Consider the following 23,786-nt stretch of genomic DNA (forward strand, 5'->3'; position numbering starts at 1 on the left):
TAATCAACCATCCTCTTTCATCATACTGTTGACTTTTACAACCGCCAGACCACTTTCAGGCCGCTGATCAAACGCCGCAAGGCACTTCAGTATATCAAAAATATTAGGATTACGTCCACCTAAAACAGCGATCTCGAGCTGTAAGCAATCATTCGCCCCGAATTTCACGGCAACCAGATGCGGTGCCAGGTCGACAACCTGAACCTTGCCTTTCTTCGACCGTTCCAGAAGCAAGGCTTCGGAACCAGCGATAACCGCCGTGGCTTTCAGCGCCATCGTTGACAGTCGGGCCCGCCATAAATCATCCTGGGCCCCGACTTCATAAACACAGCCCTGCAATCGACGATCAACCGCCTCCTGACGTAAATCAAGGCTGGCGGCCGAAATAAACCCAAGCTCCGCCGGAAAAGCCGAATTCCAGGCTGGGCCCAAATTTTCATAATCAATGGGAGAAATGGTGCGAAATTCCATAACTTCATGCCGACTGGGCAGCCCCAGAGGCAGAGCATGGGCAAAAGAAAGCTTGGGATGAGGATGAAAACCATGCGAACAGGCCAAAGGCAAACCCAGACGCCGAAAACCACGGATAATCAAGGCCACCATTTCAAGGTGGGAAAGATAGGCGAGACGCACGGACCGGGCAAAATCAACTTGGTAACGCCATTCCTGACGTTGCCCGTCCGGAAACAGGATTTCCGGCAAAGGCTTGACCGGCGGCAATGCTGCGTTGACAATTTCACAAATCCCATTCTGCACCAGACTGGGACCCGGAACCGAACGGCAAACGCCACAACCCTGACAGCCGTCATAGCGACAATCACCGGTTGCTTCCTGACGAAAAGCCCTCTCCCGCTCCTTCTCCAGAAACTTTTCACTGACCCGGCAGTCAATATGGCTCCAGGGTAGATAGTCACCCGGCTGATACCGGAATGCGGCCAGTTCTTCAAGATCAAAACCTTCCGCACGAAAAGCTTCATTCCAGAGTGCGAAATCAAATTTATCACTCCAGGCATCGAAGGCACAGCCAAGTTGACGGGCCTTTTGCAGAACCGGCCAGAGCCTACGATCTCCGCGGCTGAAAACCCCTTCCAGCAAACTTACACGGCTGTCGTGCCATTTGAAATTTAGCCTGCTGCCCGGAGCAATCCGTTTTAATCCCTGACGAATAATTTCCTGCCGCCGCCTGGTCTCGGCCAATCCGATCTGAGCTTCCCACTGAAAAGGGGTATGGGGTTTGGGAATAAAGGTTGAAACCGAGACGTTGAGGCGCTGACGTTTATTTTTAGATCGGGCCAGAGCCTGACGACAAAGCTCAATGATACCCTCGAGATCGTCATCGGTTTCGGTGGGCAGGCCGATCATGAAATAAAGTTTGATCAGATCCCAGCCTCGGGCAAAAAGCAGGCTGACGGTCTCCAGAATCTGCGCTTCACTCAACCCCTTATTGATAACGTCACGAAGTCTCTGGGTTCCAGCCTCCGGAGCAATCGTAAACCCTCCCTGACGGTTTTTCCGCAACGCCTCCAGTAGAGATTCATTCAGAACTCCGGCCCTGACCGAAGGCAGGGAAAGATCCAGACCGGGACAGTAAAGGGGTAAGTTCTCGACCAGCTCCTTGAGTCTGGAGTAATCCCCGACACTTAAAGAAAGCAGAGACAGTTCTTCCATGCCGGTGGCGGCGGATCCAGCCTTGGCCGCCGCAAACAAGCCGGCCGGAGGCTGTTCCCGCACCGGACGATAGGTCATCCCGGCCTGACAAAAACGACAGCCCCGGCTGCAACCCCGGGATATTTCCAGGGCCAGTCGATCATGGACAACCTGAATCAGAGGGACCGGTGGCGTATGCGGCGGAGGCTGCTGCGTAAAACCACTGAATACCCGGCGCCTGACCACCGGGCAAGTCTTGTTTTCAGGCTGCAAAAAATAACCATCGGGCCCATTCTTGGCCTGAAAGCAGGTCGGCACGTAAACCCCCTCAAGTTTCGCCAGGGAAGAAAGCAGTTCGGCTTTGCCCCAGGCTTCGGTTTTTGCCTTCAGCGCAAGCTCGCCGATCTCGACAAAGGCTTCTTCCCCGTCACCGACCAGAACCGCGTCAAACAAAGGGGCCACCGGTTCCGGATTGACCATACTCGGTCCGCCGGCAATCAGCAGGGGAAACTTCTCATTCCGGTCCAGCGCGGCCCAGGGAATCCGCGCCAGCTCAAGCATCAACAGAACGTTACTGTAAGCCATCTCATACGAAAGTGAAAACCCCAGGACATCAAAAGCGGAAAGCGGGGTTGAACTCTCCAGAGAAAAAAGGACGGTCTCCCGCCGGCGCAGATTATCGGCAAAATCAGCCGCCGGCGCAAAAACCCGCTCACAGTAAAAATCCTGACGACGGTTCAGAAGCTGATAAAGAAGAAGAAAACCGTAATTGGACATTCCCAGCTCATAAAGATCGGGAAAGGCCAGGCAGATATGCAGAAGTCCCGGTTTGAGCTCTCTGTGGACGGCATTGAACTCATGGTTAAGATAGCGGCCCGGTTTTTCTACCCCGGTCAGAAGCTGGTAGTCAAATTCCATAATTTTTCGATTCCGAAAATCCCCTTAAAGATTGGCCCCGTCCCAACAAACAACAGGACCGAGAATTTTTGTGCTCCCAGCCGACTTCAGCCGACCAGGAAACCGTTATCTTTAAACCATTTGAGCCCACGTTCAAGCTCACCGCGCTGATGCAGTTCAAAGGTGTGAACCAGGGCTTTGATACCATGGCTTGCAGCCAGGGCTTTGAGGGCCATGAAATTGATCAAGCCATCCCCGGGAGCCAGGTGATCATCATAACGGCCCCGGTTATCGTGAAGATGAAAAGCCAGAATATGTTTTTTCAGCAATCCCAGCCACTCACTCAGATCCATTTTGCCAAACAGATGCCAGTGACCGACATCAAAGCAACCCCCGAAGGCCGCTGAATCAATCTCGTCAAAAAGCATCCGCAGGCCGCCGGGAGTGGTCTCAAAAATATTTTCGAGAGTCAGCAGCAGGCCTTGGCTCTCGGCCTGCCGCACCAGCGGCCGCCAAAAGGCAAGACTCTGTTCCAGCCAAAAATTGACATTCAAGCTGAAACGCCAACGCTCGTAACCGGAATGAAGCACAATAACCCTGGGCCGAAAAATCCGGGCCAGCTCAAAAAGCTCCAGAAAGCGCGCCCGGGTCAGAGCCGCGATCCCGGGATCGGAAGCCGCCGGGGAAAGATCAAGAAAAGGACCATGGAAAGAACAGGGTAAATCATAATTTTGCAACCGGCCCGCTAAGTGCTCCAGGGTTTTCCGCTCGCCTCTGATGCTTTCCAGATGCTGGGCAGTAAAGTAGATTTCCGGAGCCAGCCGAAGCCTGCCTAAATTATCAATCGACTCATCAAGATAAGGGAAAGGGGTGTGGACAAAAAGCTGATCAAACATGGCAATTCACCTTGACTGAAATAATAAATTTACCCCTCAATTCAACAAACCGGCCCGACCGTTTACGGTCCAGCGTCTGCCCTCCCCCCCCCGGACCAATAACAAAACCCGCAGCCGAGCGCAAGCGTTTGCGTATCGGTCGCGGGCTTATTTTTTCTTTTCTAATTCGCCTTTCCCTAATCGGCAAGCAGGGCGGCAATATCAGGGGTTTTCCTGAGCTGACAGTCGTAGGAGGCCAGAATAGCTCGTTCATGAAAATCAACCAGGCGGGTATTGAGCAGGATGTGGTCCCGAGCCTCGAGATAGGTCCCCAAAAGAACCATCCGGGCATCAAGTTCCTCGGCAACCCGGGAAAATTCCCGGCTTAAAACAAACTCTCCGGAAGGGCTCTGATAAAAGATATTTTTCATCCTGGTTTCCCGCAGAACAAAACCATTACCGGCCAGTCGGCTCAATAGTTGTTCCGCCAGCAGCAAACCAAAGCGACTGGTTTTAGAAAAATCGTCAAGGCGCACAAAACTGGTCACCACGATTACCGCCGGCCGTTTGATTTGGGGAGAAACCTTCTCGAGCAGACGCTCACTTATCAAACCAACCTTATAATCGCGCTCATACTCGTAATCATAATCGGCGGCAGGAGGTGCCGAACTGCATGCAAATCCGAAAAGAACACAGATAAGAAGCAACAGACAACCTGACGGTACAAGCTTGCCCTGAATCACAGCCCGGCTCATGGAACCCAAAATCCTCCGCTTTAAGAGACCCGATTAATCAGCCGCGACCACCTTGACCGTCGGTTGCCGAAAATTCAGTAAATAATTGACCATCGGCGAACGCGGCAACCAGATGCCACTGGAGGCATAAATAACCTGTGAGGTATTGCCGATAACCCTGGCCATGACATAGACATGATGCGGAGTAATCGTATATGAACCGGTAATCATAAAGGTCGCCTGATGTTCATCGAAGAGTTTCAGCATATCCTGACTCATGGCCAGCATGCCGAATTTTTTATGAATCCGCATTGAACGACTAAGGCGCACTTCAATCACCTGGAGCCCGATATTCTGCATTCGGCTGGCCAGGGTATCACCGATCATCCGCCCGAAAGCCGTGGTCTGATCAAAATCATCCTCACCGACGAAAGCCGAAAAGAGAAATTTTGTTTCCGCCCTACGTTTACTGTCCCGAAGAAGTTCCTGGTCAAGGAAATTAGCCTGCAGATCACTCATCAAACGATTCATAAATTCTTCAAAAACTGCGGCCTCGTCGTGGTCAGCCATCTCGCGGTCATGACAAACAGGGGCATTTTCTGAGAGCGGTTCGGCCACCGCTTCGGTTTCAACCTCAGAGGCGACTTTACTTGTCGAACGGTTCCCGGCGCAGGCCGCCAGTAAAAACAGGGATATCCCCAGGAACAGAAAGATACATTTGTTTTTGCTATCCATAACCATCTCCACCAAAAATCAGACCAGGTTGACCAACTTGCTTAAAAACTGCTGGCCTCGGCCAGCAGTCGCTCACGATTGCGCGCAACAAAAAGCTTGAGATCCCTCCGCCAGGGAAGCATCAGTAACAGGCCATCATGCTCGAGACGATGATTAAGCAAAAGTGAGTTCTCCGGCCTTCGGGCCGGAGTCGGATACTGGGCACTTAGGCAGGGAACAATGCGATGTTCCACCTCCATCATATCGAGAAAAGTACAGGCCACTTCATACCAGCTCGCCGAGCCTTCGGCAACGGCATGATAGAGACCCCTTTTCCCGGCCCTGACTAACGACAGCAATTGTTGTGCCAGCCTCCAGCTCCAAGTCAGACAACCAAACTGGTCCGCCACCACCTGTCTTTCCCTTCGCGGCTCTGACAATACCAGGCGTAAAATGGTTTTGAGAAAATTATGCCCGTACCGGCCATAAAGCCAGGCCGTACGCACGACAAGGAAATCACAACCAGCACCGGCCACAGCCTTCTCACCGGCCAGCTTACTGCGCCCATAAACCGAAACCGGGCCGACCGGGTCATCCTCGCGATAGCCCAAGGGCAGTGGCCGATCTCCAGCAAAAACATAGTCGGTCGAGATCTGAACCAGTAAAGCTCCCAGCTCCTTTGCCGCCAGCGCCAGACAAGCCGGAGCCTCGACATTAATCAGGCGAGCCGATTCCGGTTCATGCTCACAAGCATCAACCCGGGTATGGGCGGCGGCGTTGATAATCAGCTGCGGACGACAATGTAGTACCGCCTGCCCGATCTTTTCGGGATGAAGAAGATTGAGATCCGCAGAAGTAAAACCACAGACCTCATATTCGGAGGAAAAAACTTCCCGGCAATCTGAGCCTAGTTGTCCTCTGGCCCCCAGTAACATCAAGCGCGGTCGGTTTTTAGTTTTTGCAGAAATGAGCTTTTCCCGTGCCATCCTCTGCTCGCAAAATGTCATTTTTTTGACAAAAAAATGTCGGAGCGTCAACCCCAGAGCTGCCGCTCCGACCTGAATTGTTTGATAACGGTGGAGCCTTGCCAAAACCCGTTTTGGGAAACCTTTATCCCGCCAATAGCTTTACCACGTAGGAACGCTGTCTGGGACCGTCGAGCTCGACGAAAAAAATTCCCTGCCAGCCCCCCAGGACCAGCTTTCCCTGATCGACTGGCAACACCAGCGAGGTTCCGATTAACACGCTCAGAATATGGGCATCGGAATTTCCCTCAAGATGCCGGTAAGCATCACGTTCCGGCACTAGTTGCGCCAATCTCGTGAACAGATCCAGCGGCACGTCGGCGTCAGCGTTTTCATTAACCGTCACCGCCGCCGTCGTATGTTGAACAAAAACCATACAAATCCCGTTTCGGCAAGCGACCGCATCAAGGTCAGCCTGCAGCTTTGCGGTAATGTCAATCATCTGCCGCCGATGGCGGCTGCGTAATTGGTGCGTGAAAAGCATCAAAAGGTCTGGTGAAGCTTAAATAGCGGCCAGAATTTTATCAACAAAGGACCCGACCTCCTGTTTGACCTTGGCCGCAACCGGAGTCTGTTTAACCTTGATCCCGTCTGCCAGCAGCCTCATCTCGTACAGGTTTTTCATGGTGTCCTCGACAATCGCAAGCGACTCCCCGCTCCAGCCAAATGAAGCAAAAGCGGCCCCTGGCTTACCCTTCAGATCAGCCTTTTCAAGTTTAAAGAGGACCTGTTTCATAGTATTTATCAGATCCTTATGGTAGGTCGGCCCACCCAGCAAGAGAACATCCGCCGCCCGCACATCCACAAGCTCCATTTCTTTGGGCTTGAACGCCTTGACCTGGTGACCGGCGGCCTGAAAAAGCTCGCCCATAACCTCAACCACCCGCTGTGTGTTTCCCCGCAAGGAATCATAGACAATAACTACCTTCGCCATGATATCAATACTCCTCAATTCAGCCCGGCGATTATTAAATCGCTTCGCAGACCACCACAAAAACCAAGGTATATTAAAACGCGATTGAATTTTTTTCCAGATAATACCGTCCCACCGAGGTCCTCAATCGAACCTGCTGAAGCTTTCCTTATCGGCTCCGCACATCGGACAGACCCAGTCTTCGGGCAGGTCGGCAAACGCAGTTCCAGGAGCGATGCCCCCATCAGGGTCACCAACCTCGGGGTCATAGACATAGCCGCACACATCACATACAAATTTATCCATCTCAACCTCCTATTCTAAATGCGGGAGCATTCTCCCGTAACCCAAAAACGGCTTTTATGAACAGCCAAGCCAGGATTCAGCTCATTTTCCTGTTTTTTTTCAAACGGATAAGGAATTATAAGATCATAACGACTACTGATCCTGTGCCGGGTCTGCTTTTCTGCCGCCGGGTCCGTCAAGAGCGAGGTTTTCTTTAATATATTTGAGTACCAACAAGCTATCGACCGCTGTAAACTGACTGCGGTCGTAAGCCACCATCCGCGCCACAATGTTTTCCCATTCTGACTGATAGGCTTTCTTTTCCGTCACCAGATCATAATCATGACAAAGCGTACATTTTTTTTCCATCACGGCCGCCAGCGCTGACTGGGCAAAAACGCTCAAAGGGATGACGGCTACCAAAAGCATGAAAAGCAAACTGAAGAATATCAATCTCCCCATACGATTTCTCCCTTATTTTTAACATCATAAAGCTGATCCGAAAGAATCCGCGCATGCTGATCTTCCTCCCGGGCCATCTGTTCGAACATCGCAATCCCGTTCGGATCTTCGATCTCAGCCGCCAGATCACGATAAGCCTGGGCCGCGTTCTTCTCATTCTTGATCCCGTAATTTAGGATCTCAAGCAGATCTTTCCGCACCGCGTCATCAAGCTTGCTGCTGCCCTCGACTCCGACCGGCTCCAAGAGAGAACTTTCGTAGGTAATATAACATTGCTCACCTTCAAGAGAAGTTTTCAGGGCCTGCAAAGCTGCAAGGTGAGCGGCTTCAAACTCAGCCAACTGTGTAAAAAGAGCTTTCGCCGGCCCTGCACCGACCTTAAGCGCGGCCTCGGCATAGAACTCACTGGCTTGCCTCTCCGCTTCCATGCCCAGATCAATTGCGTCCAGAACGGTTTTGCTGCACTCAAACATTTCAGTTCTCCTTCCCACCCTGTTCTCAAGAGGAAACCCGAGAAATCAAAGATATAAAACCAAATCACAAACAATACTAATTTAGTGTTGTCTTACAACATAATCTGCCTGTTTGCAATCAATTTTTTCTTTGCTCGGGATCAGAAACGACGGCCATTGATAATTCCGACCGCCCTTGATCACGGCCCTGACCCAATGGGGGCGTCCGCGACGATCAGCTTTTCGGCGCATTTCTGACCCAGAAAAACCAGCGACTCAATATCCAGATAGTCAAGCACGGTCTCATCAAAAAGGATCTTGACCTGGGGTGTAAAACCTTCCACCTGATCGCCATCCCAAAAAAACAGCCGAAAAGGAATGCGGGGTAGAGGATAAAAAAGGGCGACGACCTCGGCATTGCTGTCGAAGGCGGAAAAATCGGCCTTCAGAAAACGTAAAGCGGCCACCAGGGCCTGCGGTCGGCCGTTGAAAGATGAGGCGATTTTTTCCTCGCAACCGGCGAAAAAAGCCTTGCGCTTAGCCAGACTGCCGGGAAGACTCTCCATGGGAACCCAGTTGCCGCTTAAAGGACGCCCACCGGCTTCAGCGACATAGTTATACAACAGAACATGTTCCCAAAGATCATGCTCTCCCTGATCCAGAGGTTCCACCTGTTTTTTATCCACCCGATACAGGCGCCCCAAAAGGTTAATTTCTAAGGCCTGGCCCGACTCATCCTCAAGTAAACGGGCGCCGATTTTATCCGCCACCCGCGCAAAATCACAATCCTTGATTTTTCCCTGAACAAATTTCCGGGCCGAAAAAAGATGATCTGGAAAAGCCGTTTCAGCCCCCTGATCACGCAGGGCCTGTTTGACAAAAACCAGATCTTCCGGTTTCCAGTAAGGGCATTTAGCGGGGTTTTCCCCCTCTCTGAGCACTTGCATGGCAAAAGCCATGCAGGTGGCATAACCACAAGCCCCGCAGTTGGTCCGAGGCAGTTTTTTTAATAAATCCAAAATTTTCAGCAAAGTTTTTTTTTCAGCCATCTGCGCCGCCGGTCTGCTTTACGGAATCGGAGAACTGCCGTTGCTGCCGATTGATTTCGGCATCGGAAGGCCGGATATAAAGTGGCTCTAAGTTCCGGCTGACGGCTCGCAAACCGATCCGCCGTTCGCCGGGTGAAAAAACCGCATCCCTGGAGAACCAAGGCATTTCCAGCAATAAAGCCGGCTCCGGCAAAGCCCGGCGACCTTCATAAAATTCGCCTCCGGTCAAGTTCTCAGCTATTTTCCCCTTGTAAAGATCAACCCCGGAACCAGCCAACAGCAGCCCTTCGGCCGGCAACGCTGCGGCCATAACCTCCGGATCATCAACTCGATAGTGGGAGGATCTTTTCAACGTTTTTCCGTCACTGTAATATAAAGCCCAATAAACCTGACCGCGCCGGGCGTCAGTCAAAACCGCCACCTGTCCCTTGCGTCGAATAAATCTCCAGGCGATCAGATCATGTTCGACAAAGGTAAAAAGCGGGCACCCCAGAGCCTGGGAAAGACCCTGCATACTTGTCATGCCGATACGCAGCCCGCTGAAGGACCCCGGTCCACAACTGACCGCCAGCCGTCTCAAAGCACAGAGTTCAAAGCCGCTCAAGGTCAGCAGCTCATCCACCGCTGTCAGCAGGGTCTGCGAGTGAGACCGGGACGAATCCAGACGCAGGGCCGCCAGAACCCTGCCGTCCCGCAGCAGGGCAATCCGCAAATCCGTTGTACAGCTGTCCAGAACCAGGGTCAGAGGCATGATTATTTACTGAAAATTCGAGCAAGATCGTTGTAAAAAACAAAAATCATCAGGGAGACTAAAAGACAGAGCCCGATCTGCTGCGCAATCTCCATTTTTCGCATGCTTACCGGTCGGCCGAGAATGATCTCCATCGTGATGAAGAGGAGATGACCGCCGTCCAGAACCGGTATCGGCAGCAGATTAAGGATACCAAGATTGACGCTGATAATACCCATAAAATAAAGCAGGCTCAGAATTCCGGCCTTGGCATGCTGACCCGCCATCTGTGCGATCATGATCGGCCCGCCTAGTTCTTTGGCGGGAATCACCCGTTCGATCATCTTAACAAATCCGACGATGGTCAGATAAGCCACTTTCCAGGTTTCGTTCAAGCCCTGAAGCAGAGCCTGCGCGGGTTGATAATGACGAATTTCGGTTTCCCCGGAAGCCGTGATGCCGACAACATAATTGACCACATTCTCACCGAACATGTTTCGGGTCTCAATTCTCTGAGGCACAATCCGGGTTTCATCAAGAAGTTCACCACGCTGATAAACTATCCGCAATTCGCGGCCGCCACTGGCGCGGATCGTCGTTGAAAGCTGATCCCAGTCATCAATTTTTTGTTCATCAATGGAAATAATCCTGTCCCCCGGCCTGAGACCGGCGGCGTAAGCCGGCATTTCATGGTTTACCTCGCCGACCACGGGGCTAAGTAAAGGTACGCCAAAAAGATAGACTACAGAAAATACAAGACCCGCAAAAAGAATATTGGCCCCCGGTCCCGCGATAATAATCGCCAGGCGCTGCCAGGGGCTTTTATATTCATAGGAAAAAGGCTTTTCTTCGGCGCTTAACTCGCCAGTCTCGCTGCCCTTGCCTTCGCCCAGCATTTTGACGTAGCCACCGAGCGGAACCGCCGAAAGCAGATATTCAGTGTCCCCGTAACGCAGACCCAGAAGACGGGGACCAAACCCCATAGAAAAGGTTAAAACCCTGACTCCACAGAGCTTGGCCACCAGAAAATGGCCAAGTTCATGGACAAAGATAAGAATGCCGAGAACGACAATCGCCGAAACGATACTGTACATAAAAACCAACCTAGATTATTGAATTACGCCCCTGAACATCCGCTCCAACCAGCGTTTCACGGACCTGGGCGTCATACGCCAGAACTTCGGCAAGAGTGGAAAAATTTTGCTGCACCACCTTGTCAAGAACCTTGGCGACCGTTGCCACGATCTCCAGAAAACCAATCTTCCGCTGCCGGAAAAGTTCAACCGCAACTTCGTTGGCGGCATTAAAAGCGATGGCGCCACTATCGCCGGAGGCCAAGGCCTCACGGACCAACCGCAAAGCCGGAAAACGATCACTGTCGGCCGGATGAAAATCAAGCTGTCCCAATCCGGCCAAATCAAGTTTAGGTAAGGCCAGAGGCAATCTCTCAGGATAACCCAGAGCATAGGCGATCGGCAGACGCATATCAGGCAAACCCAGCTGCGCGATTACCGAACCATCCACATACTCAACCAGTGAATGAACGATACTTTGGGGGTGAACCAGCACCTCGATCCGGTCCGGATCAATCTCAAAAAGCCAGCGGGCCTCGATAATTTCCAGAGCCTTATTCATCATCGTCGCCGAGTCGATGCTGATCTTCGGCCCCATCTCCCAACGAGGATGGCACAGGGCCTGTTCCAGGGTCACCGTCGCCATCGCGGAGCTGGAAAATTCGCGAAAGGGACCTCCCGATGCCGTAAGAATCAGTTTGGCCACCCCTTTTGGGGGAGCGCCTTGCAGAGCCTGCCAGATAGCGGAATGTTCGCTGTCCAAAGGCAGGATTCTGGCGCCGTGGGCGGCGGCGGTCTGGTTCAGAAGACGACCGGCCATAACCATCGACTCCTTATTGGCCAGGGCGACATCCTTACCGGCCGTCAGGGCGGCATGAACCGGTTCCAGACCAATCGCCCCCACCATCGCCGCCACCAGAAGATCTGATTCAGCCTGCCTGGCCACCGCCAAAGCCCCGTCCCGACCGACCAAAACCGGAATCGTGAGTCGCTTTTCCCGCAATTTTCGCTCTAAAAAAGCGGCCCCGGCCTTATCCTGAACCGCCAGAAGCCGGGGTTTGAAACGTTGCGCCTGAGAAAATAATTCAGCGACATTTTTCCCGCCGCCCAAAGCCACCACCTCAAAGTATTCAGGAAAACGACTTATGACATCAAGGGCGCTGCGACCGATTGAACCGGTGGCTCCGAGTAACGCAATCTTCTTTTCCGGCCTGGACATTTTTACAGAATCCACAGGCTGTATCCGTAAAAGATAACCGGTGCGGCAAACAGCACACTGTCCAAACGATCCAGAATGCCACCGTGCCCGGGAATCAGAGAACCAGAGTCCTTAATCCCGCGGCTGCGTTTGAGAAACGATTCAAAAAGATCACCCATCTGTCCGACAAAGTTAGCGGCCAGGCCGAGAACTATAATTTCATTCCAGGCAATCGAAACAAAACCGAGGCCTTTAAAGAACAGCGCAAAGAATACGGCCCCGAAAAGCCCGGCCAGAAAGCCCTCAACCGTCTTGTTCGGGCTGATCAGCGGCGAAAGTTTACGTTTTCCCCAATAGGTTCCACAGTAAAAGGAAAAGGCGTCCCCTCCCCAGGTTACCATCAGAATAAAGGCCACCAGACTGCGACCTTCAGGAAGATCCCAGATCAGGAGAAAATGGGCGAAAAAGAACGGCAGATAGATAATAAAAAGTAACACCATCGCCAAACGGGGCAAGGCCTCAGCTTCAAGCCCAGCCTCAAAAAGAAGCAGAACCAAGGTAAAAAAAGCGATGGCCAAGGCTCCGGAAAGACCGCTCACTCCCCGGAAATAGGCGGCAAAGAAAAGTAAAAAAACCAGAGCCCAGACCGGGCCTCGCAGGCGAAAGCCGCTGCGCTCACCCAAAAAAAGCGGCCAACTCTCTTGGATCAGCGCCCCCAGAACCGCTAAAAGAACCAGAAAGAAAAACCATTTTGGAGCAACCGCCAGAAAAAAAACGATCACCGGCAGAGTCACGGCTGCGGTTTTCACCCGGCGGCTGCCCAAAATTTCTCTCACGGTTTCATTCATAAAAAAACCCCGTTGTCTGATTATAGCGGACCTACTTGTTTTCCGGAACGCGCCCAAAGCGGCGCTCCCGACACTTAAAATCATCAATGATCCGCCCCAACTCTTCCGCTGAAAAATCCGGCCACAAGGTCTCCGTAAAATAAAGTTCGGTGTAGGCTGACTGCCAGAGAAGGAAATTACTGACTCTAAACTCACCCCCGGTACGAATCATCATATCGGGATCCGGCAGACCGGCCGTATACAGATGACGGGACAGCAGCTCATCATTAATTTCATCACAGCGCAACTCGCCATTTTGCACTTGACGACAGAGCTCCGCCGCCGCATCACAAAGTTCGTCCCGGCCACCGTAACTGATCGCCAGATTCAGGATCATACCGTTTCCGGATGACGTATCGAGGATGACACGCTCCAGTTCCCGGCGCAACCCCGGCTCCAGACGCTGGAGTCGACCAATCGCCCGAAGACGGATGTTATTTTTTTTGAGCCTTTTGTCTTCACGCCGCAGATAATGTCGTAAAAGGCTCATCAGCGCGCTGACTTCAAAGACCGGCCGTTGCCAGTTTTCCGAAGAAAAAGCGTAGAGTGTAAGGACCTCGAGGCCGATTCCGGAACAGTAACTAACCATACGATCAACCGTTTTGGCTCCGGCTTCATGCCCTTTTACCCGGGGACGACCATGTTTCTCAGCCCAGCGACCGTTCCCATCCATAATCATGGCGATATGACGCAGGGTCGAAGGAAGAAGATTGCCTACATTCATTCCCAGATCTATTTTCTCTGTTGCGGGAACAGCCTTTGAAAACGACGCCGTCCACTGGGCTTGAGATAATTTGCAGAAATAATCAAGAAAAACATCGTTGTCCCCTTCGCCGCAACTTCAAACTAACCCTTTAAAATCATAAAATAATTACTGGATTTACGTCATAAGGACTCGCCCGAGGGGCGGGGCTCGCTTTTTTAAAAAAGACGACCATCAGGATAAAGCGGAGACCGCTTCAGAGACTGCGTCAGCAACACTCTTTTGGCAGAAATACCTTGCCGCGTGAAACTAAGTCAAGGAAAAGTTGAACCTTCAAACATAAAAGGTTAGAATAGAAAGATGTTCATGGATAAAAAAATCATTCTGGCACCAATGGCCGGCTTAAGCGACCAACCCTTTCGCCGACTCTGCCGTTCTTTCGGTGCCGACCTTGCGGTCAGCGAAATGATCAGCGCTAAAGGTTTGCTTTATGGTGACCATAAAAGCCGGGAATTACTGATTCCCGGCCTCAGCGACCAACCGCACTGGGTTCAGCTTTTCGGCTCGGATCCGGAAATTATTCGGGCGGCGGCGGAACTTGCTATTGACGCGGGAGCCGACCTGATAGACATTAATATGGGCTGTCCGGTCAGAAAGGTAATCAAAACCGGAGCCGGGGCCGCGCTGTTACTGGCCCCGGATAAAGCCGAAGCCATTATGCGGGCACTTAACCGTCCGCCGGCCATCCCCTATACCGTCAAAGTCAGAAGCGGCTGGGACAGTCGCGGGATCAACCTTGACCTTTTCATTGAACTGGCCGCCAAACACGGGGCCCGGGCTCTGACCTGTCACCCACGGACAGCGGTCATGATGTTTTCCGGTCTGGCCGATTGGCAGCTGCTGCTGAAAGCTGCTAAAAAAAGCCCGCTGCCGATCATCGGCTCAGGCGACTTATTTGAACCGGAAACCGCAATTGCCGCCCTGCAACAAAACAACCTCAGCGGCATCATGCTGGGTCGGGGAACCCTGGGACGCCCCTGGCTTTTTCGTGAGATCAAGGAAACTCTGAAAAACAACCCCCTTGCAAAACCTGGAGCTGAGGAAAAACGTCTGACGATTCTGACTCACAGCCGACTATTGCAGGAGGTTTACGGGGAGAGGACCGGCCTGCTCCTCTATCGTAAACACCTGGCCTGGTATTCCCGCGGGATTTGCGGCGCGGCCGCCTTTCGCAAGGAACTGTTCAGCCTGACAAGCATGACCGAGCTCAACCAAAAGGTCGAAAGCCTTTTTATCTGAAGGTAAAGCCCCGACCAAGATATCTCTTACGCAGAAAAAGGACAATTATGCCTCTGTTCTTTCCCGAAGAGTATCGGCAAACCTCCTATCGAACCCTCTATGAAAGCCTCAGCCCGACAATCCGGCTTATGGTTCAACGGGAATTTGTCGGAGTCAGCTATCTGAGGCGTTTTCATCTCCTGAAAAAACAGCAGCAAGACGGAGGCTTCAGGAGAGAGCAGAAAAAAGCCGGTGCTTTTATCCATCGCAAGCTGACCATCAATCGCCTGCTCTGGCGCCGCCAGGAGCTGGTCAGAAGCCATCTCAAAATCATTTTCAGACATTATCTGTTCGGCTTTCTGGTGCAGCTTGCCGGTCGTAAGCGGGAACTCAGCCCGCCACCACATGATCCGGCTTGCCATAAAGACACTCCGATCAACCTGACCGTTCTCCGTTGGATGAACCGCCACCGAAATACCTGGGAACCCGCCCTGGCGCCGTTTCTGGAACAGGTAATCAACGAAAAAATCCGCCATCATTTCATCTACTGCCTGTTGGCGGGAACCCTGGCCGCCAGAATCTATAATCGGGACGAGATGGCTTCAGAGTGCTCCGCCGTCAAAGCCGGGCAAGTACCCGGTCGCACGCCAATCGGCCTGGAAATGGAATTCAGCAATCTCGGCCATCTGGCCATCTCCAGAAACTTAAGCACCGAAGAACTCTCCGAGGACCCTTTTCACAACATGGAATATTACAGCGCTTTTCAGCTTGAGGATGTCACCTGGCGACTGGGAGGCTACCTTGACTCGCACGAACACGGCCGTCGCCTTTTTTCACTTTCGCGCTACGGCGGATTCTTCGAATACTCTCTGGTCCGGGTCGACTATCCACGCCACTACTCACTACCTTTAACCACCGACCCCGGAATCGCCGGCCAGATGATCGACGAAACCGTCGACTTTATTCCGGAGATCAAACCACACAGTCTGCACGTCAATCTTGAATTTCATGGTTGCGGCCAAATCGAACCCGACCTTGATGATTTTCTCTGTCTACTGCTGCTGGGTGGAGATCTGGTTTGCGATAATTACGGCCAACTTCGGGAAAAACGCTTCGCAGACCAGGAACTGCATCGGTTCATCAAACGCCGACGCCATCTGTCCCTGCGCAGCGAGAGCAAAAAGGAGGTCATGGAATACGCCTTCCTTCGGCTCTGGCGGACAGGCCAGCGAAACTACAATTATCTGCCGGTGATCTTAGCTCTCAAAGGTTTTCAGACCGCCTATCGGTTAGCGGAAAACTGCCTAAAGTATCAGCCTCAACTTTTGGCTTGGGCAAACAAACCCTATCCCTTGCCCGATTCTTCCCTGCGTAGATTCATGGTCAACCTGGAAAATGGCCTGAGAAGCGAAGGGGTCTATGGAGAAAGATTTTTAACCGATTACGGCTCTCATCTCGTGCGCATCCTCGAAAGTCGCCGGCTGATGATCAACCGCCACTGCGGAAACACTATCCCAATGTAAAGTTATCCCAGCGCTTACGACGATTACGACGACACTGTTCGGGATTTTTACAGAATCTGGCGCAAGCGGAAGAGGCTGACCAGCGGGCATAGAGCTCTTCATTCAGGCACAACACCGGGTCGATATGGACATGTTGCGGTTGCGGCCGTTCTCTTAACCTTTTAAAAAGATTACGCAAAAAGCCGCTTTTTTTAACTGGAGGCTGCTCACTGAGAAGCTTCCAGTTACCGCAGGAGACAAAGAATTGTTTTTTATTTTCCGGAGCCAGATGTTCCAGTGGATAAGTGTAAACCCAGGCTTCGTGCTCGATAAACACCTTGTTGCCTGAGTCATCCAGCCCCTCGGCAATAACCGGCAGCTTTCGCCGCAAATAAACACTTCGCCGCGAGTCATCCGGATAATAGTTTTCAAGCAGGTCGAGAACCCGCATGATTCTGGCGGGATGGCTGAACGTCATGAGCTCACCGACAACCAGATCCTGGCACCCATCCAAAGTTATCAGGCCAGGGAAACCGATAGGCAGCTGATAAAGAAAACCCTGGCAATAGGCCGGTTGAATAGTTTTAACCTTTCGCAAAAGAAAACGGTTAAAATTTTTATAGCGCTCCATGAGGCTGCCGTAAAAGAAGAAATATGGGGTTTCCAGCGCGGCTTCCCGACGCATTTGCAGCAATTTCCCCCATCGACTATTTTTAACTATAACCGTTCTCCCGACAAGCAGCACCGGCTGCTCCGCACTAAGGTTTTTGGCGCCGAGCCACCTTGATTATTATTTCGGCCGCCTTTTCCGGCATACTGAAAACATCTTCCCGTTCGACATAGCGCAAAGCATTCCGGGACCAGGCATTTCGGTGGCGGGACAACAGCATTCGCGCCAGAAGAAGATTTAATCTTTCCTGCACAAACGGTGAGGTTAAAACCAACCCAGCCTGGGCTTGACGAATATGCCCGCTGTAACCGCAGACATCGGTGGCCAGGACCGGCAACCCGGCGGCCAAGGCTTCAATCAACACGGTACCGGTATTCTCTTTATAAGCCGGATGAATCAGAAGATCCGCCGCCACCAGAAAACGAGTAATATCGTCACGCCCGGGAAAGAAAATCACTCTGCCGGCAATTCCAAGACTTTTCGCCAAGCGTGCAAAAGGTGAAAAATTATCCTTACCGATCACGACCAGAAAACAATTTTCCCGAATTTCTTCCGGTAAAGAGGCCACGGCCAGCAAGGCGCGATCAACTCCTTTGGTCTTGAATCCGGAGCCCACCAGCAAAACCAGATAGCTGTCAGCCCCAACCCCGAGCTCGGCTCTCAATCCGGCGCCGAGGGCGGCGGCGTCAAGCGGGCGCAAACGATCTCGGGAAATTCCCGGTGGCAAAAGAAATAAGCGTTCTTCCGGAGTCTGATAATAATGCTGATAAAGATGTTTTTCTGCCTCCGACAGCATCAGCACTACACTTGGCGAAGCTGCGGAGAAAACCGCTTTTTCCAGAAAGGAATAGACCCGATAGCGGCCGCTGAGACGGTAGAAAATATTTCGTTTTTCATTTTTTGCGGCATAACAGCTGTCCGCCGCGAAATAAACATCCAGACCCGGCATCTTGCTGAAACCGACGGTTGCGGCATACTCTCCAGTGGAGGTCATGCGGGACAGTTCCAGCGCAAGCGCCAGACGGCGCGCATGATTGGTTACGCACCGGACGCGAACCAGCCGCAAGGTCAACCACTCGGGAACCGGACCGACCCAGTCAAGAGTAATAACCTCGATCCGGTACCCGGAACGATGACAGATCTCGGCAATCCTAAGAAAGTCCCTCTGCAATCCCCCGTAAGGGAAATATTTGATCAGACAGAATGCCAGCTTCAAACTCACGTTTTTTACCGTACCCCGTAATCCTGAAAAGCAAGACTTTTACCTGGACGAATTATCCCTGTCATCAAGGGCAATGTCGAAGCTTCGGTTTTTACCCTTATTGCCATTGCCGCCCAAGCCACCGCCTCTTCATTGTTTTTCAGGTTTGACAAAAATGATATTTATTTCATCACCACGCCCGGAATCAAGCCCGGCCGCGACAACGTAAACCCGGGCCAGCAGCCGCCGCAGCCGGCGTTTACGCGAAGGTTTTCCCCGATTGCCGGAAACATAATCCCAACTGTTAAGGATAGCCTTAGGTGATGATTCGGTAAACCACCGTTTCGGAATAAAACCCTGCTCCTGCGCCAGGCGGCGCAGATTCGCCGGAGAATAAAGCATCAGATGACGCGGAGCGTCATTAGGATACCATTTCGGTCCAAACCAGTTGCGCGCCAGGGCCCGGCTGTTCGGGGTTTTTAAAACCAGCCAACCGCCGGGCTGTAAAATACGAAAAATCTCCGCGACGAAGGCTTTAGGTTCGGCAATATGCTCCAAAACATGACGGGCCGTGACGACAGCAAAAGTTTCATCGGCAAAACCCGCCTGGGCCAGTTCCCCGGCAAAAACCCGCAGACCCGCTTGACGACAAGTCTGTGCGGCACCGTCATTAAATTCAACCCCGTCAACCTCCCAGCCCAAGTTACGCATGCTCTGCAGATAGCGTCCTGAACCGCAACCAACATCCAGGAGACGGTGATTGCCCAAAAAGTGGACCGCATCCCGCAGCACCAAGGGGGCCAGACACCATGAAAGCCACCCAGGGACGGAACTGTCAAGATGCCGATAACCGTATTTATCCCTGAGCACCGCTTTTTCGAACCGATTTTTATTTTTTAACGAAGTCGGCCGATAGGGATCGTACTGCTCCGGATAAAACGAGGCAATTTTTTCCGGACTCGGCAATGGCATCTGATAAATCAACCCACAAATCCGACATTCAACATACTCATAACGGCCTGGTAATCCATGGAGAAGATCGGTGCCGACAAAAGCAGGTCGCCGCTGGGATGAAGCGCATAAAGGACACAAATCATTTTCAGATAAGAAAGATTTATTCATAATCAGCTTTGCTCAGGACTAAAATCGCTTTCCAGAGAACCCATAATTTTCGCAAAGACCACCGGCCCGCTGTAATTTTTCAAAAAAATTTCCCGGCCGGCCTCTCCCATTGCACGACGCATTTTCCGGTTCCGAGCCAAACGTACAATCGCCGCCTGCCACTGTTCAGGATTATGCGCCAAAAAACCACTGACACCATCTGCGACTACCTCGCGATTGACACCGGAGGCGGACGATACCACCGGCAGCCCGGCAGCCATGTACTGAATTATCTTTAAAGCGCATTTTCCTCTGGTAAAAGGATTATCCGGCAACGGGGCGAGCCCGATATCGGCCGAAACCAGATCGTAAGCCTCGTGCGCTTTCGACCAGGGCACGGCTAAAACATCAAGGTGCTGCGCCGACAGACTGAAATCGGCGATAATCTTCAAGCGCAAACCGGGAACCGCCAAAGCCGTTTCTTCAAGTACCGGCATGATGGTCAGAAGGTGTTTACGGGTGGAACGACTGCCGATCCAGACCAGATCGACAAAAGAGTCTGACCGGTCAACCTTTATTTTTTCATAGGCTTCAGGGAAAACCGAGGTCGGAATCACCCTGACCCGGCGCTGGTAGGGCTCGGCGGCGGCGGCCAGATAACGGTTGCCGGCCCAGATCTGATCGCAGCACGAAACCATCCGCGCAAAACCTTTCTGCCGGCGTCTGGAGACGGCGCCTGAACTCTTGCAGAAAATCGCGTCATCGAAATCAAAAATCAGATACCCGGCAAAATAGCGCAACAGCCACAAGAAAGGATAACTGTAGGTTCTGCGGGAAACCACCAGCACCTCGGCGGTTTTAGCGGCCTTCAGCACCGCCAGCCGCTCGAACCAGGAACCGCGTTCAGCCAGACAACTGATTTGCCAGCCGTGACGTATAAAAAGAGCTTCATACTGCAGAATCCGATAACGGGTTGCCGGATCTTCCAGCCCCTTACAGACAAAAACGATTCGGCGCGGCCTCACCACGGCGAAAACTCCTTTTGCAAAACCACATCTCCTAACCTAGCCGGCGTCATAGATTATAACCCGATCGTGTCGACGATTGCTGAAAACTTTAACCGGTTCCCGCTCAAGTTCGCGGGAGATCTCAGCCGTACTCCCAGGAAAATGGCGGCTCACCCACAGGGCAATGTAAGCTTTGTCCGGCCAGGGTTTTTCCTGTAAAAGAGCGGCCGAGAACTTAAGCCGCAAAGGTCTTTTTTCCCAATAACCATCCATGCGACCGCTGTAGTAATAAAGTTTGGGGTTGTTGCTGTACAGTGATTCATGGGGCGGAAGATTGTCCTTCAGCCATAAACCGGCTTCTTTGATAAAATAGTCCGAGTTTCCAGGCCAGCTCAGAAAACCACCCAGGGACTGAATCACCAGAAAAACCGCGGCCGGATAAAGAAGCCAGCGTTTAAGCGGTAAAATTCTTTTACCGCTCCGCCATAACAAAAAATACGCATCAAAAATAAAAGGCAATAAGAGCAAAAGAGTGATCCCCAGAGGATAAGCAAACCGCCTCTGCAGGTAATACTCGGCAAAAACAAAAACCAGGAGAATAGCAGCATTGAGGAGCATCGTCCAGATCAGGACAATTAACAGATCATGGTTAAGACGACGCAGGTAACGCCAGGGGCGACAACCGAGCACCCCGACATAAACCGGGGTCAGGGTGGCCAACAGTTTATGTAGAAAAATTACCAGCGGAATCAGTATCAGAACGGCCCCCGCGTAGTTCTGAGAATACGGATAAAGAACCTTTTCGAGCATCTCGCTTCTTTGCGCCAGCCCGCCGTTCAGAGCTCTATAAAATTTTTCCCCGAGCGCCAGAGCATCCCCCAAACGACCCCACTCCAACAATTTGGCTCCGGGATTTTTTGTCGACTGCAAAAAAATCATCGCGCTTACAAAAAAGATCAGGTTGATCAGTTGCGTTTTGGCAAAAAAATACCATCGCTGAGGGCTGGGTCTTCTCTGCCAGAGCATCGACAGCGGCAGCAAAAGCATAAACAACAAACCTTCGACACGAAACATGGTGGCCAGGAGCATGCTCCCCCACCAACCCAGAACCTCGCGCCAACGACCACTATGAGAAAAGCGCAGGATAAAAAAAAGCGCCAGAAGATAAAATCCCCAATAGCCATGATCACGAATGATTTCGCAGCGGTCCTCCATTAAAACCGGATGAAAGACAATGATCAGAGCCGCCCATAAAAGTACTCGCTCTGAATTTTCGAAGAGACGGACACACGCCAGAAAAGCGTAGGTTAGCAGGGCTGAAAAAAAAGCCGTCAGCAGAAAGGCCGCAGTTTCCAGAGCAAACCCGGTAAGCTGGCTGATTCCGGCGATGCAGAGAGGATAGAAAAACCAGTTATAAAGTTCCGCCGCTGACCCGAAATTCCCCTGCTGCAGGCGCTCGGCCACGCTGATATAAAGAATACCGTCAAGGTTGATCGTGCCGCCGGTAAAAGAGGTCCATAAAGACAGTATAACACTGATCGAAACCGCTATTAAAACGATAGAATCGGCAGCTGGAAACTTGGTTTTTATCTGTCTGCGGACACCACGGTCAGGGTTGCTTGCGATTTTCTCACTCCTCCTGAAACTGCATATTGTACAATTTGGTATATTCACCAGCGGCTGCCAGCAGCTCCTTATGGGTGCCTTCCTCGACAATCTCCCCTTTATCCAGAACTACAATCCGATCGGCGTTGACTATCGTCGACAGACGATGGGCCACCACCAGCGAAGTTCGGCTCTCCATCAAACGATCAATGGCTTCCTGAACCGCTCTTTCCGACTCGGTGTCCAGGGAAGAAGTCGCCTCATCAAGCAGAAGAATCGGGGAATTTTTCAGTAAAGCCCGGGCAATTGAAAGCCGCTGTTGTTGCCCGCCGGAAAGCCTGACCCCGTTTTCCCCGATGATCGTATCGTATTGCTCCGGCAGTTCTTCGATAAAGGTATGGGCATTGGCGGAACGGGCGGCATTTATAATATCGTCAAGACTTAGATCGGTTCGACCATAGGCAATGTTATTACGAACTGTATCATTAAAAAGGACGGTCTGCTGCGAGACAATCGCTATCGCCGCCCGCAGAGACTGCTGGGTCAGGTCTCGAATATCCAGATCGTCGATCATGATCCGCCCGCTTTTAACGTCATAAAAACGAGGCAGCAGATTAAGGATGGTGCTTTTGCCTCCACCGCTGCGGCCGACCAGGGCCACGGTTTCACCCTTGCGCAGTGACAAAGAGACCCCGCGCAGCACGTCGTTTTCGTTATCGTAGGCGAAAACGACATGCTCAAAACGAATCCCGTTTCTAATCGGAGGCAGTTCGACCGCTCCGGGACGATCAATGATTTCAGGCTCCAGGTCAAGAATTTCAAAAACCCGTTTGCCGGCGGCCAGGGCTTCCTGAATCTGGTTGTTGCTGCGGTTAAGGCTGCGAATCGGCCCATAGAGCATAAAAAGAGCCGTCATGAAGGAAAAGAAATTACCCGGAGTGGAATGTCCCTGCACCACCTGACTGCCACCGTACCAGATCACAGCAGCGGCCGCCAGACCGCCGGCGGTCTCGGAAATCGGCACCGTCAGAGATTTGATTTTCAGCTGACGCAGAACCAGACCCAGCAGTTTTTCATTGATCGTCCGAAATTCCCTCTGATTATAGGACTCCATCTGAAAGGCCTTGATAATCCTGATACCGGTAAAACTCTCTTGCAGAAAAGATGTGATTCCCGCAACCTGAACCTGACTTTTTTTACTGAAGCGCCGCATTTTGCGACTGTATTTGAAAATCGGGAAAAAGAATAAAGGAAAAACCACCAGGACAATCAGGGACAGCTGCCAGTCCCGATAAATGATAACGCCGACCAGCCCCAAAGCCGTGACCATATCCTTGAGTAGACCGGAGATAACATTGGAAACCGCCCGCTGGATCATGGACACATCATAGATAATACGCGAAGTCAGAACCCCGCTGGCGGTCGCGGTAAAAAAGGAGAGGGAGAGCTTCTGAATATGAAAATAAACCTCTTCCCTGATCGTCGTGACGATCCGACTCCCGACATACCCGGTGTAGTAGGTCTGGAAATAATTGGCGACCCCTTTCAAAGCGAAAAGCAGAATCAGGACCAAGGGCAGAGACTTGAGCTTGACAGCATCCTTATTGATAAAGATATCGTCAAGCGCGGGCTTCACGAGAAAAGCGACTGCCGAGGTCAGCAGTGAGAACGCCACCATACAAAAAATTGATAGCAGCAACGGCCACCACAGGGGGCGGAGATAATTTAGCAGGCGACGATAATTCTGCATTACAGATCGATACGGAAAGTTTTATGAA

General features: G+C 51.9%; 24 protein-coding genes. 2 read left to right on the forward strand and 22 right to left on the reverse strand.

The window, feature by feature from the left end; genetic code table 11:
- Positions 1–3: 3 nt before the first annotated feature.
- From ENN66_08390 to ENN66_08465, 16 genes are all read right to left on the reverse strand, one after another.
- Entirely contained in the window at positions 4–2,565 is a 2,562-nt protein-coding gene (locus ENN66_08390; protein ID HDS16604.1) for a TIGR03960 family B12-binding radical SAM protein, read from the reverse strand.
- Positions 2,566–2,651: 86 nt separating this feature from the next.
- Entirely contained in the window at positions 2,652–3,440 is a 789-nt protein-coding gene (locus ENN66_08395) for a sugar phosphate isomerase/epimerase (GenBank protein ID HDS16605.1), read from the reverse strand.
- A 176-nt stretch (positions 3,441–3,616) separates the two neighbouring features.
- A complete protein-coding gene (locus ENN66_08400; protein HDS16606.1) occupies positions 3,617–4,174 on the reverse strand; it encodes a hypothetical protein in 558 nt (185 codons plus the stop codon).
- A gap of 33 nt (positions 4,175–4,207) precedes the next feature.
- A complete protein-coding gene (locus ENN66_08405; GenBank protein HDS16607.1) occupies positions 4,208–4,888 on the reverse strand; it encodes a hypothetical protein in 681 nt (226 codons plus the stop codon).
- A 41-nt stretch (positions 4,889–4,929) separates the two neighbouring features.
- Positions 4,930–5,853, reverse strand: coding sequence for a dTDP-4-dehydrorhamnose reductase (gene rfbD, locus ENN66_08410; GenBank protein HDS16608.1), 924 nt, complete (start codon positions 5,851–5,853; stop codon positions 4,930–4,932).
- Between the two features lie 124 nt (positions 5,854–5,977).
- Positions 5,978–6,376: a YjbQ family protein gene (locus ENN66_08415; protein HDS16609.1), complete on the reverse strand. Its 399-nt coding sequence runs from the start codon at positions 6,374–6,376 to the stop codon at positions 5,978–5,980.
- An 18-nt stretch (positions 6,377–6,394) separates the two neighbouring features.
- Entirely contained in the window at positions 6,395–6,826 is a 432-nt protein-coding gene (locus ENN66_08420; protein ID HDS16610.1) for a flavodoxin family protein, read from the reverse strand.
- Positions 6,827–6,949: 123 nt separating this feature from the next.
- A complete protein-coding gene (locus ENN66_08425; GenBank protein HDS16611.1) occupies positions 6,950–7,111 on the reverse strand; it encodes a rubredoxin in 162 nt (53 codons plus the stop codon).
- 132 nt (positions 7,112–7,243) lie between these two features.
- Positions 7,244–7,552: a hypothetical protein gene (locus ENN66_08430; GenBank protein ID HDS16612.1), complete on the reverse strand. Its 309-nt coding sequence runs from the start codon at positions 7,550–7,552 to the stop codon at positions 7,244–7,246.
- Complete coding sequence (locus ENN66_08435; GenBank protein HDS16613.1) at positions 7,540–8,025, reverse strand: hypothetical protein; 486 nt, start codon at positions 8,023–8,025, stop codon at positions 7,540–7,542. The genes ENN66_08430 and ENN66_08435 overlap by 13 nt, the downstream gene beginning before the upstream one ends.
- Before the next feature lie 179 nt (positions 8,026–8,204).
- Positions 8,205–9,053 (reverse strand): DUF3786 domain-containing protein, encoded by an 849-nt coding sequence (locus ENN66_08440; GenBank protein HDS16614.1) that lies wholly within the window; start codon positions 9,051–9,053, stop codon positions 8,205–8,207.
- Positions 9,046–9,804: a tRNA (adenosine(37)-N6)-threonylcarbamoyltransferase complex dimerization subunit type 1 TsaB gene (tsaB, locus tag ENN66_08445; GenBank protein ID HDS16615.1), complete on the reverse strand. Its 759-nt coding sequence runs from the start codon at positions 9,802–9,804 to the stop codon at positions 9,046–9,048. Before tsaB ends, ENN66_08440 begins: the two co-directional genes overlap by 8 nt.
- Positions 9,805–9,806: 2 nt before the next feature.
- On the reverse strand, positions 9,807–10,877 hold the full coding sequence (gene rseP, locus ENN66_08450; GenBank protein HDS16616.1) for an RIP metalloprotease RseP: 1,071 nt from the start codon (positions 10,875–10,877) through the stop codon (positions 9,807–9,809).
- Between the two features lie 10 nt (positions 10,878–10,887).
- Positions 10,888–12,075, reverse strand: a complete 1,188-nt coding sequence (locus tag ENN66_08455) for a 1-deoxy-D-xylulose-5-phosphate reductoisomerase (GenBank protein HDS16617.1) — start codon at positions 12,073–12,075, stop codon at positions 10,888–10,890.
- 2 nt (positions 12,076–12,077) lie between these two features.
- Positions 12,078–12,986 carry a hypothetical protein gene (locus ENN66_08460; protein HDS16618.1) on the reverse strand — a complete coding sequence of 303 codons (909 nt, stop codon included), beginning with the start codon at positions 12,984–12,986 and terminating at the stop codon, positions 12,078–12,080.
- Positions 12,934–13,665: an isoprenyl transferase gene (locus ENN66_08465; protein ID HDS16619.1), complete on the reverse strand. Its 732-nt coding sequence runs from the start codon at positions 13,663–13,665 to the stop codon at positions 12,934–12,936. The genes ENN66_08460 and ENN66_08465 overlap by 53 nt, the downstream gene beginning before the upstream one ends.
- A gap of 339 nt (positions 13,666–14,004) precedes the next feature.
- Here ENN66_08465 and dusB point away from each other — a divergent pair, with 339 nt between their 5' ends.
- Together dusB and ENN66_08475 are read left to right on the forward strand one after the other, a co-directional pair.
- Positions 14,005–14,943 carry a tRNA dihydrouridine synthase DusB gene (gene dusB, locus ENN66_08470; protein HDS16620.1) on the forward strand — a complete coding sequence of 313 codons (939 nt, stop codon included), beginning with the start codon at positions 14,005–14,007 and terminating at the stop codon, positions 14,941–14,943.
- Positions 14,944–14,990: 47 nt separating this feature from the next.
- On the forward strand, positions 14,991–16,445 hold the full coding sequence (locus ENN66_08475) for a hypothetical protein (protein HDS16621.1): 1,455 nt from the start codon (positions 14,991–14,993) through the stop codon (positions 16,443–16,445).
- Here the strand turns inward: ENN66_08475 and ENN66_08480 are convergent.
- The 6 genes from ENN66_08480 to msbA all read right to left on the reverse strand — a co-directional run bounded on the left by ENN66_08480 (position 16,432) and on the right by msbA (position 23,758).
- Positions 16,432–17,109, reverse strand: a complete 678-nt coding sequence (locus ENN66_08480; GenBank protein HDS16622.1) for a gamma-glutamylcyclotransferase — start codon at positions 17,107–17,109, stop codon at positions 16,432–16,434. The genes ENN66_08475 and ENN66_08480 overlap by 14 nt on opposite strands.
- A 73-nt stretch (positions 17,110–17,182) precedes the next feature.
- Complete coding sequence (locus ENN66_08485) at positions 17,183–18,310, reverse strand: glycosyltransferase (GenBank protein HDS16623.1); 1,128 nt, start codon at positions 18,308–18,310, stop codon at positions 17,183–17,185.
- A 135-nt stretch (positions 18,311–18,445) separates the two neighbouring features.
- The gene (locus tag ENN66_08490) at positions 18,446–19,417 is read right to left on the reverse strand and encodes a class I SAM-dependent methyltransferase (protein ID HDS16624.1); all 972 of its coding nucleotides are present in this window, start codon (positions 19,415–19,417) and stop codon (positions 18,446–18,448) included.
- Between the two features lie 2 nt (positions 19,418–19,419).
- Complete coding sequence (locus tag ENN66_08495) at positions 19,420–20,424, reverse strand: glycosyltransferase (protein HDS16625.1); 1,005 nt, start codon at positions 20,422–20,424, stop codon at positions 19,420–19,422.
- Between the two features lie 36 nt (positions 20,425–20,460).
- Positions 20,461–22,077 carry a hypothetical protein gene (locus ENN66_08500; protein HDS16626.1) on the reverse strand — a complete coding sequence of 539 codons (1,617 nt, stop codon included), beginning with the start codon at positions 22,075–22,077 and terminating at the stop codon, positions 20,461–20,463.
- A complete protein-coding gene (gene msbA, locus ENN66_08505) occupies positions 22,034–23,758 on the reverse strand; it encodes a lipid A export permease/ATP-binding protein MsbA (GenBank protein ID HDS16627.1) in 1,725 nt (574 codons plus the stop codon). Before msbA ends, ENN66_08500 begins: the two co-directional genes overlap by 44 nt.
- Between the last annotated feature and the right edge of the window lie 28 nt (positions 23,759–23,786).

This window comes from Pseudomonadota bacterium (genome assembly GCA_011049115.1).
GTDB lineage: Bacteria > Desulfobacterota > Anaeroferrophillalia > Anaeroferrophillales > Tharpellaceae > DSCM01.